The following is a 13063-nucleotide window of genomic DNA, read 5'->3' on the forward strand; positions in this document are numbered from 1 at the left end:
GTGGTTCATGCACCCCACCATCCACTGCACTGCTTACTTGAGCGCCTTGTACCGGTAGCTCATGATGCCGGCGCCGGTCGCCTTCAGCGTCACCGACTTCGTTTCGCCCTTCTTGATCGGGCCAACCGCTTCCGTCGCCGTGGCCACGACCGCGCCCGCGAGATCCATGAACTCGACCGTCAGCGAATACTGACCGTCCTTCGCCGCCACCTGCTCGAGGCCGAGCGTCAGCGTCGCTTGGTCCTTGCGACGATCGAAGCTCGTGACGTCGACCTTCACTGGCAGCGCTTCGGCGTACGTCTGGTACTTCACCAGCGAATCGGTCCACGCCTTCACTTCAACCGGCTTCTTGGCCGTCTGTGCCGCCTTGGCCAAGCCCTGCGACGCGTAGGCGAACAGCATCCAGCCGTCGAAGTTGTTCGGGTCGAGTTCGACGAGCTTGCGCGCCGGCTCGAACATCAGGGTGAACTGGTCCTTCGAATAGTGCGCCGCTGCCACGTTACGCTGGGCATCGCGGTTGAACGGGTTCTTGACGGTGGCCGCCTTGAACAGCTTGAGCGCGTCGTCCGACTTGTTGGCCCGCGTCGCGATCACGCCGGCCGTCGCCAGTGCGATATCGGTGGCCGACGCCTGCGTGAGCAGCGGCGTGTACACCGTGGGAATCAGCGCCGTGTCCTTGGCGACCGTGAGTGCATCCGCCCACGACAGCAGCAGATTCGGGGCATCCGGGCTGTCCGGCGTCATCAGCATCAACGCCTTGAAGCCTTCCGCCGCTTCACGCGCTGCCGCCTGCTGTTCGGCGCCCGTCTTCGACTGGGCGTCTTCGAGCTGGCTCATGGCCGCGTAGTACATGCTGCTGTTCTTCAGGTCGCGGTACGTGGTGTCGTCGGCCGCATACTTGACGACATGTTTCCAGTGCATGATCGCATTCGCGCGGTTGTTGCGCGCGTTGGCGACACTGGCCAGCACGTAGTGTGGGTACGGGTTGGTGGCCGACATCATCATCGAGCGCTTCGCGAAGTACTCGGCCGAGTCGAGCTTGCCGCCGTTCGAGGCATCGAGCGCGGCCTTCGTCGCCGCCAGCCACACTTCGTTCATGCGCATGGCGGTGATGTCGGCTTCGCACGTCGGCACCGCGGCCACGATCGCCTTGTAGGCCACGTCCATGTTCACGATGACGTCGTACGGTTCGGCGGGATTCGTGATGAATCCGAGCTCGCTGCGCGCCGGAGCATCGACGATGCCGGGCTCGACGCCCCACATGGTCAGCGCCTGCACGAGCGTGAGGTTGTAGCCACCGGGATTCTTCGCGAAGCGCTCGGGCTTCGTGTCGAGTTCCTTGATGATGTCGCGCAGCACCTTTTTCCGGGCGTCCGGCGTGGCCGCGCTGCGGGCACTCTGGAACTTGAGCGACATCAGCGCCAGTTCCTTTGGGCTGTTCTGATCGATGACGCACTGCGGCGCTACGCCACCACCGGGCTGGGCCGTGAGGGCGGAAGGCACGAGAGCTACTCCGGACAGCGACACCGCGGTCGCAACGCCGGCCATGAACGTCAAACGCATGACGTCTCCAAAGCGAAAAAGAGCGGGAGAATGGGCCAGCAAGCCGGCCAGGGGTTCTGTTGGGGACCCAGTGTCCTAAGTTGAAACTACTATGACTGACCGGATCCGCACGCGGTTCCTTGTTATTGGCAGTGGAGTCGCAGGACTTCATGCTGCCTGGCGCGCCTCGGCTCATGGACCGGTGACGGTCCTCACCAAGCGCACCCTCTTCGATTCCGCGACGGCGTATGCCCAGGGGGGCATCGCGGCCGCCTTAGGCGCTGGAGACTCGCCCGACCTGCACCGACAGGATACGCTCGCCGCGGGAGCAGCGCTGTGCGACGCCGAAGCCGTACAGGTGTTGGTTGAGGAAGGACCGGCCCGTGTGCGCGAGTTGCAGGCGGCCGGAGCCCGCTTCGACCTCGATCCCGATGGCGATTTCAAGCTCGGGAAGGAGGCGGCCCACTCACGTCACCGCATTGTGCATGCCCACGGCGACCAAACCGGGGCGGAAGTGGCCCGGACGCTGGTAGCCAAGGTACGTGAGTCACCGAATATCCAAGTGGTCGAGATGGCACGGGTGCTCGACCTGCTGCTCCTTCACGATGAAGAGGGGGTGCAGTGCGCCGGCGTTCGTGCCAGCATCGCCGGACGCGCCGTGGAAATCGTCGCCGACGCTACGGTGCTGGCCACGGGTGGTTGCGGCCAGATTTATCGGTACACCACGAACCCGCAGGTGGCCACCGGCGACGGCTTTGCCATCGCCCATCGGGCCGGGGCCCGGTTGGCGGACATGGAATTCGTGCAGTTCCATCCCACCGCGCTCGACACGCCTGAGAATCCGCTGGCCCTCATTTCCGAGGCGGTGCGCGGCGAAGGGGCCATCCTGTTGAATGGACGCGGGCAGCGCTTCATGCCCAAGCGCCATCGGTTGGCCGAACTGGCCCCGCGCGATGTCGTGGCTCGCGAGATTTTCCGCGAGCAGCAGCAGTACGGCACGGTGTTCCTCGATGCCACCAAGCTCGGCGCCGAGTTCGCGACGCGCTTTCCGGGCATCCTCGCGATCTGCCGCGCCCGCGGCATCGATCCGGTACACGAGCCGATACCCGTCACGCCGGCCGCCCACTACATGATGGGCGGGGTCATGACCGACCTCGCCGGCCGATCCAGCATCGCGCGGCTGTATGCCGTGGGCGAAGTGGCCCGCACCGGTGTGCACGGCGCCAACCGCCTCGCGTCCAACTCGTTGCTGGAAGGGCTGGTGTTCGCCGAGCGCGTGGCCCGCGACATGGTGGAGACACCGACCGACTTGCCGGTGCCCGAGCCCACCGATTGGGAAGTGCCGTCGCTCGACGATCGTGGCGCCGCACAGGTGGCCGCCGACGAGATCCGCGAGCTCATGTGGACCTACGCGTCGATCGCCCGCACCGCGCCCGGCCTGCGCCGCTGTCTTGCCGCCTTGCAGCAAATCGGCGAGCGACTGCCACCCGGCGCCACCGAAGAGCGGAATCTGCACACCACCGCCACGCTCGTGACGGAAGCCTCGCTCATGCGCAAGGAGTCGCGTGGAGGGCACTTCCGGAGCGATTTTCCGAAGACCCGCCGGAAGTGGCAGGACCGACATATCACGTGGTAACAGCAAAGTAGGGAGTACGAAGTATGGGGTAGGGAACTGCCTCGACACGACTCCCGACCCCCTACTCCGTACCCCATACTCCGCAGTTAACAAATGACGATTTTAGAGGCCCACTACGATCCCGCCCTCGCCGAAGAAATCCGCGCCCTCGCCAAGGAGCGGAATGCGGTGATTCTCGCCCACAACTACGAGCGTCCGGAAATTCAGGACGTCGCCGACTTCGTGGGGGACTCGCTGGGGTTGTCACGCGAGGCCGCGAAGACGGAGGCCGACGTGATCGTGTTCTGCGGGGTGCACTTCATGGCCGAAACGGCGGCGATTCTGTCGCCGCAGAAAACGGTGCTGCTTCCCGACCTTGCCGCCGGCTGCTCGTTGGCCAGCACGATCAACGCCGAACAGTTGCGGTCGTGGAAGGCGCAGCATCCGGGGGCGGTCGTCGTGGCGTACGTGAACACGACCGCCGAAGTGAAGGCCGAAAGCGACTATTGCTGCACGTCGGGCAACGCGGTCGAAGTGGTGAACGCGATTCCGGCCGACAAGGAAATTCTGTTTCTCCCCGACATGTTTCTGGGCGCGCATGTGCGCCGCGAATCGCGTCGCGAGAACATCCATGTGTGGCTCGGCGAGTGTCACGTCCACGCCGGCATCGATCCCGAACACATCTCGAATATGCGCGCGCAGCATCCCGGCGCCGAGTTCCTGATTCACCCGGAGTGTGGCTGTGCCACGCCGGTGGTGGAAGCGATCAGCGCTGGCGCCATTGACGCCGACAACGTGCACATTCTCTCCACCGAGGGCATGATCAAACGTCCGAGCCAGACCGATCAGGACACGTTCATCGTGGCCACCGAGATCGGCATTCTGCACCGGCTACGCCGCGCCAATCCCACCAAGCACTTCATTGCCGCGAACGATCGTGCGCAGTGCGCGTATATGAAAGTGACGACGCTGCCGAAGGTGCGCGACGCGCTCCTGCATATGCAGCATCGAATCACGGTGCCGGATGATATCGCCGCCCGCGCTCGCATTTCGATCGAGCGCATGGTGTCGATCGGCGGCAATTCCGGCGTGAGTCCCTTTGGCCCCGAGGATCCCGGCGAATGAGTGCCTTCCACCCGCCCCTGCGTCCCACGCCGTCGAACGGGTTGCCCGCGATGACGCCCCGGACGATCACACCGCTCGGGACTCGCGCGGTGCAGCCTTCGACGCTGGCATTTCCGCTGTCCGATGCGGACCTGGCAGCGCAGGTTCGGGTGGCACTGCAGGAAGATCAGGCGTTCAACGATGTGTCCACGCTGGCGACGGTCGTCAGCAGTCGTCATGTGCGGAGCGCAATCGTGGCGCGGCGCGACGGCGTGATTGCCGGCGTCCCCCTCGCGGTCGAAGCATTCCGTCAGCTGGACAGTGCGGTCACGATACGCGTGGAAGCCGAGGACGGCACCCGCGTGAAGGCGGGCGATTTTGTTATGCACATCAGCGGACATGCGCGTGGCATGCTGTCAGCCGAGCGCACGGCGCTCAACTATCTGCAGCACCTGTCGGGGATCGCCACGATGACCTGTCGCTTCGTCGATGCCGTGGCCGGTACGTCGGTGCAGATCCTCGACACGCGCAAGACCACGCCCGGCTGGCGCGCGCTCGAGAAGTACGCCGTGCGCGCCGGTGGTGGCACCAATCACCGCCTGGATCTGCGCAGCGGTGTGCTGATCAAGGACAATCATCTTGCCGCGATCGGTGGCGACATTGCGATGGCGGTGACGCGCGCCCGTGGGCTGGCGATGAGCGGGACGGCGATCGAAGTCGAGTGCGACACCCTCGACCAGGTCGATGCGGCAATCGCCGCCGGCGCCGATTGGGTGTTGCTCGACAACATGTCGCTCGAGCAGCTGCGCGAAGCCGTGGAGCGGTGCCGCGGTAAGGTGATCACCGAAGCGTCTGGTGGCGTCACGCTCGACACGGTGCGTCGCATCGCGGAGACGGGCGTGGATCGCATCTCCGTCGGCGCGCTCACGCATTCTGCACCGGCGCTCGATCTCGGTCTCGATTTCGACGGTCTATAAGGTTTCCTGAAGGGCTCTCCTCATGCCTGTTCGTCTCCCACCGCTCACCGATCGCGCCTCCCGCATCCTGCTGGACGGACTCGTCGACTACGCCGGACTCTTCGCGCCGGCCGCGCTCGCGATGCCCAATGCGGTGCGCAATTATGCGCACTATCGCGCGGCGGGCGCCGGCTGGATCCTCGGGCGTTTCATCTGTCCGGCGCAGTCGCTCGTCCTCTTCTCCGAGAAGGCGGATCCACTGTTGCCCCGTGATGCGGGAGCGATCCCGTGGCGCCTCTCGGTGACCGCCAGCGCGGATCTCGCCAGCGACCTCGCTGAGATCGCGGCCTTCAACGAACGGCACCGCGTCTGCTTCGACGAATGTGGCGCCAAGGTCGATACCTACGAAGTCAAGGCCACGTCAGTTGGCGACATCGAACGCATCGCGGCGGCGACGCCGCGCGATCTGAACACATTCTTCGAGATTCCACTCGACGGCGACGTTGACGCGTGCGTCTCCGCCATCGCGCGCGCCGGACGCCATGCAAAGGTGCGCATGGGCGGTACCACCGCCGACATGATGCCCTCGCCGGAATCGGTCGTGCGATTCTTCAAGAGTTGTTTCGCGCACGGCGTCACGGCGAAGGCCACCGCGGGCTTGCACCACCCGCTGCGCGGCACGTATCGGCTCACCTATGAGCCCGACGCGGCCACTGGTCGCATGTACGGCTTCCTCAATGTCGCGCTCGCCGTCGCACACCTCGACAATGGTGGCAGCGACGCTGAAGCGATCCAGTTGCTCGAAGAAGCCGACGCCGGACGCATCGAGTTCAGCGATTTGCACGTGGCATGGCACGGACCCGAACGCACGATCACCTTCACGCGTGACGTGCTGCTGCAGATGCGCGAGCATGGATTGGTGAGCTTCGGTTCCTGCTCCTTTACCGAGCCGGTGGACGAATCGCGCGCCTTGGGCTGGCTCTGATCTGACCGCAGCGGCGCAGCGGCCGACACGCTAGAATCCCCGCATGTCGATCGATCCAACCAACGATCCCACCCTTCGCTCCTGGGTGCAGACGGCCAATCTGCGCGGTGCGGATTTCCCGATTCAAAATTTGCCGTTCGGCATCTTCCGTCGAGCTGGCACCCGTGAAGCACCACGTGTCGGCGTGGCCATCGGCGCCGCCATCCTCGACGTGGCGGCCTGTCTGGCCGCCGGACTGTTCGACGAAGACGGCGACGCGCGCCATGCGGCGACGGCGTGCGCTATGCCGACGCTCAACGAGCTGATGTCGCGCGGTGCGCTGGCCCGTCGTGCGCTGCGAAATGCCATCTCGGCGCTGCTCGCGGACACCGCGCCGGTGCATCAGCGGCAAATCGCGGAGCATGCGCTGGTGCTGCAGGCCGACGCCGAGCTGTTCCTGCCAGCGCAGATCGGCGACTACACCGACTTCTATGCATCGGTGCATCACGCCACCAACGTCGGGTCGATGTTTCGCCCCGACAACCCGCTGCTGCCGAACTACAAGTGGGTGCCCATCGGCTATCATGGGCGCGCCTCCAGCATCGTGGTGTCGGGCACGCCCGTGCGTCGCCCGATGGGTCAGCGCAAAGGCCCCACCGACGACGTACCGTCGGTCGGACCCTCGCGCCTCCTCGACTACGAACTCGAGCTCGCAGCGTTCGTGGGCACCGGCAACGCGCTCGGCGTATCGATCCCGATGGAGCAGGCCAACGAGCATCTGTTCGGTCTGTGCTTGCTGAACGATTGGTCGGCCCGCGACATTCAGGCCTGGGAGTATCAGCCGCTGGGTCCGTTCCTCGCCAAGAATTTCGCGAGCACGATCAGTCCGTGGGTGGTCACACTCGAGGCACTCGAGCCGTTCCGGATGCCATTGGCGCCGCGCGCCGAGGGCGATCCGGATCCGCTGCCGCATCTCACCAGTGCCGACGACCGCGCGAAAGGTGGGTTTGGTATTACGGTGGAGACCTGGCTGCGCACGACGCGCATGCGTGACGGCGGCGAACCGGCTGTGCGGCTCACGCAGGGACAGGCCACCGATCTGTACTGGTCGATGGCACAGCTGCTGGTGCATCACGCCAGCAGTGGCTGCAACCTCCGCCCCGGTGACCTGCTGGGCAGCGGCACGATCTCTGGTCCGGCCAAAGCGAGCCGGGGCTGTCTGCTCGAACTCACGTGGCGGGGGGCTGAGCCGCTCGAGCTGCCCAACGGGGAGACGCGCCGCTTTTTGGAAGACGGAGACGAGCTGGAGATCACGGCCTTCGCCGAGCGCGAGGGAGCCGTGCGCATCGGCTTTGGACGCTGCGTGGGGATGATCCTGCCGGCGCAGTGACCGACCTGCTTTTTGCCCGCTCGCAGATGGCCATGTCGCTGGCCTTCCACATCATCTTCGCGGTGGTGGGGGTGGGCATGCCCGCGCTCATGGTCATCGCCGAGTGGCGGTGGCTTACGTCGCGCGACCCGGTGCACCTCGAACTGGCCAAGCGATGGGCCAAAGGCACGGCGATTCTGTTTGCCGTCGGTGCCGTCTCGGGTACCGTGCTGTCGTTCGAACTCGGTCTCCTCTGGCCCACGTTCATGGAACACGCCGGGGCCGTGATCGGCATGCCATTCTCGCTCGAAGGTTTCGCGTTCTTCACCGAAGCCATCTTCCTTGGCATCTACCTGTACGCGTGGAAGCGCATTCCGCCGCGCGCGCACTTCGCGGCTGGTGTGGTGGTCGCGGTCAGTGGTGCCCTCAGCGGCGCGTTCGTGGTGTGCGCCAATGCCTGGATGAACGCGCCGGCCGGCTTTCGTATGGTGAACGGACACGTCACCGATGTCGATCCGGTGGCGGCCATGTTCAACGCCGCCGCACCGTCGCAGATCGTGCACATGACGCTGGCCTCGTTCGCGGCTACCGGGTTCGCCGTGGCGGGTATTCATGCGTTCGCGCTGCGTCGCGGCACACCGCATCGAGCCTTTCATCGCGCGGCCCTGCAGATCGCGTTGTGGGTGGGCCTTCCCGCCGCGCTGGTGCAGCCGCTGTCGGGTGACTGGAGTGCGCGCAGCGTCGCGGAGCGGCAGCCGGTGAAGCTGGCGGCGATGGAAGGTCATCTAAGAACGGGACCGGCCGCCTTCGTGATCGGTGGCTGGCCCAACGCCGAAACGCTGGAGCACACGGGGGCGATCGAGATTCCCGGTGCGCTGTCGTTCCTGCTGCATGGAGATCGCACCGCCGTCGTGAAGGGCGTGGACGCGGTGCCGCCCGATGAGCGCCCGCCGCTGGCCATCGTGCATCTCGCCTTTCAAATCATGATTGCCTGCGGCTCGATCATGGCGGCGCTGTCGGTGTGGGGCGCGTGGCGCTGGTGGCGCCGTACGCGGGGCAGTGGGAGCGCGCTCCCCGACGACCGTCGGTTCCTTACGGCACTCGTGTTGGCCGGCCCGCTTGGCTTCATCGCCCTCGAAGCCGGATGGACGGTCACTGAGGTCGGGCGGCAGCCGTGGATTGTGCAGGGCATCCTGCGCACCGCCGATGCCGTCACGCCGATGCCCGGACTCGTGGTGTCGTTCGTACTGTTCTCCGCGTTGTACATCGGTTTGGCGGTCACCGTGGTGTTCCTGCTCTGGCGTCAGATCATCAAGACGGGTGTGTCGCAGACCTCGATGGGTCTCACCTCCGAACTGCCGATTCCGACGCCGGGATCGACCGCGAGCTACCAAACGCCGTGATGTCGGCGGCCGTCGCCACCGAGCTCACCTGGACACTGCCGCACGCGGTTGCCGGCACCATGGTGCTTTCGCTCAACGCGTACGTGTTGCTGGGTGGCGCGGATTTCGGTGGCGGTGTGTGGGATCTTTTCGCGCGCGGGAAGGATCGTGACGCGCAGCGCGTGCTGATCGCCGACGCCATCGGTCCGATCTGGGAAGCAAACCACGTGTGGCTGATTCTCGTGGTCGTGCTGCTCTTCTCGTGCTTTCCCAAGGCGTTCGCGCACCTCGCGACGGAGCTGCATATCCCGATCACGGTGATGCTGGTTGGCATCGTACTGCGCGGGTCGGCGTTCACCTTCCGTACCTACGACAGCAAACGCGACCACGTGCAGCGCCGGTGGGGCCGGATCTTTTCGGTGGCGAGTTTGCTCACGCCCGTCATTCTCGGCGTCTGTCTCGGCACCGTCGCCAGTGGCGCGGTGCCGATCCGGTCCATCGAGGTCCTGCGTACCGTCACCTTCGTCGAACGGTTCATCGATCCGTGGGCGCGCTCTCCCTTTCCATGGGCCGTGGGGCTGCTCACGCTCGCGTTATTCGCGTTCCTGGCCGCCTCATACCTCACGGTGGAGGCGACCGACGACCGGATGCGTGATCTGTTCAAACGCCGGGCGCAGCAATCGCAGGTCGCGTTGCTGGTGCTCGCGGCCACCACGCTGGTGATCGCCCGCGCCGAGAATCCACTGCTCTTCCAAGGGCTCACACAGGGGCGGACGGCGCTGACGATGCACGCGGTCACGAGCGTCGCGGCGGCCACGTCGTTCTGGGCGCTGGCGACGCGACGCTTTCAGGTGGCCCGCCTGGCCGCTGCCGCGCAGGCCAGCTTCCTCCTCTGGGGATGGGCGTGGACGCAGTATCCGTGGATGCTGCCGCCGGATCGCACCATCACCGCCTTGGCGGCCCCGCGTGTGACGTTGCAGTTGACGCTTGGTACATTGGCGGTGGGCACCATGATTCTGCTGCCGAGTTTCGTCTACTTGTTTCGCGTCTTCAAGACTCGGGAAGGCGGCGAGTAGCCCTCGCATTGTGATCGCGTGCGGCTCAGATTGACGGATGCGCCCTGACCTGATTCGCGTCGTGCTCGTGGACGATCACCAGATTGTCCGCTCCGGACTCAAAGCCGTTCTCTCGACCGCGAAGGACATCACGGTCGTGGGAGAAGGCGGCAGCGGGAAGGATGCGCTCGTCCTTGCGGAACGCCTCGATCCTCACGTCATCGTGATGGATCTCTCCATGCCCGACATGGACGGACTCACTGCCACCCGCGAGTTGCAGAAGGCGAATGTCCTGCGCCCGCCGACACCCGGTGAGCCGATGACGCGCCGTGTACTCGTGCTCACCATGCACACCGAAGACGAACATCTCGTGGCGCTGCTCGAAGCAGGTGCCGGTGGCTACCTGCTCAAGTCGGTGGCCGATCGCGAGCTCGTCGACGCCGTGCGCACCGTCGCCGCCGGTGACGTCTATGTGCAGCCCACCGCCGCCCGTGCCCTCGCCCGCGGGTTAGCGCGACGAGACGGCAACGCGGAAGAGCGGGCCCGTTTTGAAAAGCTCACCGACCGCGAACAGGCCGTGCTGAAGATGGTCGCTGAAGGCTTTACGGCACCCGAGATCGGCGAGCATCTCACGATCTCACCGAAAACGGTGGACACGTACAAACAGCGTATCGGCGAAAAACTCGGTCTGTCGCATCGCACCGACTACGTGAAGTTCGCCCTCAAGCTCGGCCTGCTCAAAAACGACGCGTAATCAGCTGCACCCTTCGACGTACTGTACCTGCGGGACGCGTCCGCCGCGAAACGTCTCCACCTTCTTGCCATCGGTCTCGAACACGATGCGCAGCTCGCTGTTGGCTGGATCGCGTGGGGTGACTACGAGATAGTGGCCATCCGTGTACTTGTGCGGCTGCACCTCCACCTGGCCGACGTATCGCTGCTGCACCTCGGCCTCCGTGCTGCCGATCTTGATGCCTTCCGGTGTGGCAATCGCCGGATTGCGCACGTCGATGCGCACCACGCGCCCGCCCTCGGCCATGATCAGCACGCCCGGCGGACCATCGCGCCAGCTCAGGTAGCTGCAGGCGGTGGAATCGGTGTCCACCAGGCGAATGCCAGCGCTGGTCACCCCGGCGACTTCGGCGAGAGTCATGCCGACGCGCACCGGTCCAATGCCGCGTTCGGTGAGATCCATCGGCCCGGCGATGCGCTCCGTGCGCGCAGGCGTCGTGCCGGCGCGGCTGCTGTCCGGAGCCGTCTCCCGGCGAGGTTCAGCGCACGCGACCATCGCGAGCATGGACGAGACCATCAGCATTCGTGTCATACGATCGTTCGCTCCACAGCCGCCTGTTGCTCCGCCTTGGTGAGGCTCCACGCCGGAAGCGGTGGAACGGTAACATCCATCAGCGCATCACTCGTGCCGTAACCCTGTTCGGCGCGGATCCGGGCGGCGATACCACGGCGCAAGTCGTCGATTGCTTCGCCGGCGTCGCCGTCGAGCTCCATGCGGATCGCGCGGAATCGACGGCCCGATTCGATGCAGAACAGATCGGTCAGCGCGATCTCGCGCTCGCACTCGCCTGCCCCGCGCTCGTCGATGAGCCGCTGCGTGCGGGCAATCGTGGTGGCGCGTGCGTAGAGCTCGATCGCCATGTCGGCGAGCCGCTCCACCACCAGTTGGCGATGCAGAATCTCCTTCTTGTGCGTCACGATCATCTTCTGCGTCGCGGCGGCGAGCGCGGCCACGTGCTTCTCCACGAACTCCGCGTGCTTGCGCAGCGAGGGGTGAAAGGTGACGTCGAACCGATCCTTCTTCCCCAGCGCGGAGGCCACGCGTTCCGCGGCGTAGCTCGACACCAGCACCCAGTTTTGAATCGGATTCTTGAGCGCGCCTGACAATTCCTTCAGTTCTTCGGCCGGCCCCTGAATGCCATTCAATCCGATGAACAGCCGCAGGATTTCGTTGGCGCCTTCAAAAATGCGGTTGATGCGCGCATCGCGCAGATAGCGCTCGTACGGCCACGGCTTCACAAAGCCGCGTCCACCGGCGAGCTGCACCAGCTCGTCGGCCGTGCGCCACACCAGTTCACTCGCAAAGACCTTCGCGCACGCGGCCTCGAGTGCGGCATCGACACTGTCTTCATCGAGCGCCGCCGCCAAGGCGCCGACCATCGCGTCCACGGCGTACGTCTCCGCCGCAATCGTGGCCATCTTGCGCTGCGTAATCTCGAACGACGCCAGCGGACCGCCGAACTGCGTCCGCGCCTCGGCGTAGCGGGCGAATTCGGCGAGCAATCGTTTGCATCCCGACGCGCAGCCAGATGCCAGCGACAGCCGGCCGGCATTGAGCGCGTTGACGGCCACGCGGAACCCCTTGCCCACCTCGCCGAGCACGTGATCGTCGGGCACGAAGCAATCCTCGAACACCAGCTCGGCCTGCGTCGAGGCGCGGATACCGAGCTTGGCCACCGTGCCGTCAATGCGGAAACCCGGCATGTCGGGGCGCACGATGAACGCCGTGGGGCGCATGATCGTCTCGCCGTTGCGTTCGATCGGTGTTTGCGCGAAGGTGGCGATCATGCCAGCGCGCTGTCCGTTGCCGATCCAGTGCTTGCGTCCGTTCAGCAGCCAGCCTGTGTTGTCCGCGTTGCGGCGCGCCGTGGTGACGATGTGCTGCGCGTCGGAGCCGGTTTCGGGTTCGGTCAGCGCGTACGCCGCCAGCATCTCACCACGCGCGAGTGCCGGCAGATAGCGCGCCTTCTGTTCGTCGTTGCCGAACAGCACCAGCGCCTTGCCGCCAAGTCCACAGTGCACGCCGATCAGGACACCCAACGAGGCATCGACCGATGCGACCGCGCCGAACACGCGTGCGTACGCGCTCGCTGAGAGCCCAAGGCCCCCGTATTCCTTGGGCGTCGTGAGGCCGAGCAGGCCGGCCTCGGCAAACGCCTTGATGACCGGCTCGCCCAGCGCCTCGTTCTCATCCATCTGCCGCGGATCGATCAGCCCCGACGCCACCATGTCGTTCAGCGCGACAATCAGCCGATGGACCGTGGCTGCTTCGTCGGGGCGCCGC

11 protein-coding genes are annotated in these 13063 nt (G+C 65.6%); 8 read left to right on the forward strand and 3 right to left on the reverse strand.

Translation table 11 applies throughout. From position 1 onward, the window contains the following. Positions 1-33: 33 nt before the first annotated feature. The gene (locus RMP10_RS14610; RefSeq protein ID WP_310570943.1) at positions 34-1563 is read right to left on the reverse strand and encodes a hypothetical protein; all 1530 of its coding nucleotides are present in this window, start codon (positions 1561-1563) and stop codon (positions 34-36) included. A 91-nt stretch (positions 1564-1654) separates the two neighbouring features. On the opposite strand from RMP10_RS14610, the gene RMP10_RS14615 reads away from it, so the two are divergent. The 8 genes from RMP10_RS14615 (at position 1655) to RMP10_RS14650 (ending at position 10741) form a co-directional block, all read left to right on the forward strand. After that, positions 1655-3178 (forward strand): L-aspartate oxidase, encoded by a 1524-nt coding sequence (locus tag RMP10_RS14615; protein WP_309669530.1) that lies wholly within the window; start codon positions 1655-1657, stop codon positions 3176-3178. Positions 3179-3271: 93 nt separating this feature from the next. Beyond that, positions 3272-4282 carry a quinolinate synthase NadA gene (gene nadA / locus RMP10_RS14620; RefSeq protein WP_309669531.1) on the forward strand — a complete coding sequence of 337 codons (1011 nt, stop codon included), beginning with the start codon at positions 3272-3274 and terminating at the stop codon, positions 4280-4282. Continuing rightward, complete coding sequence (gene nadC, locus RMP10_RS14625; protein WP_310570944.1) at positions 4279-5238, forward strand: carboxylating nicotinate-nucleotide diphosphorylase; 960 nt, start codon at positions 4279-4281, stop codon at positions 5236-5238. The genes nadA and nadC overlap by 4 nt, the downstream gene beginning before the upstream one ends. 22 nt (positions 5239-5260) lie before the next feature. Next, positions 5261-6202 (forward strand): hypothetical protein, encoded by a 942-nt coding sequence (locus RMP10_RS14630; RefSeq protein WP_310570945.1) that lies wholly within the window; start codon positions 5261-5263, stop codon positions 6200-6202. Positions 6203-6245: 43 nt separating this feature from the next. Next, complete coding sequence (fahA, locus tag RMP10_RS14635) at positions 6246-7571, forward strand: fumarylacetoacetase (protein WP_310570946.1); 1326 nt, start codon at positions 6246-6248, stop codon at positions 7569-7571. Next, positions 7568-8953 carry a cytochrome ubiquinol oxidase subunit I gene (locus RMP10_RS14640; RefSeq protein WP_310570947.1) on the forward strand — a complete coding sequence of 462 codons (1386 nt, stop codon included), beginning with the start codon at positions 7568-7570 and terminating at the stop codon, positions 8951-8953. Before fahA ends, RMP10_RS14640 begins: the two co-directional genes overlap by 4 nt. Continuing rightward, positions 8953-10008, forward strand: coding sequence for a cytochrome d ubiquinol oxidase subunit II (locus RMP10_RS14645; protein ID WP_309669536.1), 1056 nt, complete (start codon positions 8953-8955; stop codon positions 10006-10008). Before RMP10_RS14640 ends, RMP10_RS14645 begins: the two co-directional genes overlap by 1 nt. Before the next feature lie 37 nt (positions 10009-10045). Beyond that, positions 10046-10741 (forward strand): response regulator transcription factor, encoded by a 696-nt coding sequence (locus tag RMP10_RS14650; protein ID WP_310570948.1) that lies wholly within the window; start codon positions 10046-10048, stop codon positions 10739-10741. On the opposite strand, the gene RMP10_RS14655 is transcribed toward RMP10_RS14650, so the two are convergent. Continuing rightward, a complete protein-coding gene (locus RMP10_RS14655; RefSeq protein ID WP_310570949.1) occupies positions 10742-11311 on the reverse strand; it encodes a hypothetical protein in 570 nt (189 codons plus the stop codon). It abuts the gene before it with no gap. Then, a partial coding sequence (locus tag RMP10_RS14660; RefSeq protein WP_310570950.1) for an acyl-CoA dehydrogenase family protein occupies positions 11308-13063 on the reverse strand: 1756 nt, incomplete at its 5' end. The genes RMP10_RS14660 and RMP10_RS14655, both read right to left, overlap by 4 nt.

It is taken from the genome of Gemmatimonas sp., from assembly GCF_031426495.1.
Lineage (GTDB): Bacteria > Gemmatimonadota > Gemmatimonadetes > Gemmatimonadales > Gemmatimonadaceae > Gemmatimonas.

Bases quoted from the DNA above. Each gene is read 5' to 3' on its own strand.
- nadA (WP_309669531.1), top strand. From the start codon at position 3,272: ATGACGATTTTAGAGGCCCACTACGATCCCGCCCTCGCCGAAGAAATC.
- fahA (WP_310570946.1), top strand. From the start codon at position 6,246: ATGTCGATCGATCCAACCAACGATCCCACCCTTCGCTCCTGGGTGCAG.
- RMP10_RS14645 (WP_309669536.1), top strand. From the start codon at position 8,953: ATGTCGGCGGCCGTCGCCACCGAGCTCACCTGGACACTGCCGCACGCG.
- RMP10_RS14610 (WP_310570943.1), bottom strand. From the start codon at position 1,563: ATGCGTTTGACGTTCATGGCCGGCGTTGCGACCGCGGTGTCGCTGTCC.
- RMP10_RS14630 (WP_310570945.1), top strand. From the start codon at position 5,261: ATGCCTGTTCGTCTCCCACCGCTCACCGATCGCGCCTCCCGCATCCTG.
- RMP10_RS14655 (WP_310570949.1), bottom strand. From the start codon at position 11,311: ATGACACGAATGCTGATGGTCTCGTCCATGCTCGCGATGGTCGCGTGC.
- nadC (WP_310570944.1), top strand. From the start codon at position 4,279: ATGAGTGCCTTCCACCCGCCCCTGCGTCCCACGCCGTCGAACGGGTTG.
- RMP10_RS14615 (WP_309669530.1), top strand. From the start codon at position 1,655: ATGACTGACCGGATCCGCACGCGGTTCCTTGTTATTGGCAGTGGAGTC.
- RMP10_RS14650 (WP_310570948.1), top strand. From the start codon at position 10,046: ATGCGCCCTGACCTGATTCGCGTCGTGCTCGTGGACGATCACCAGATT.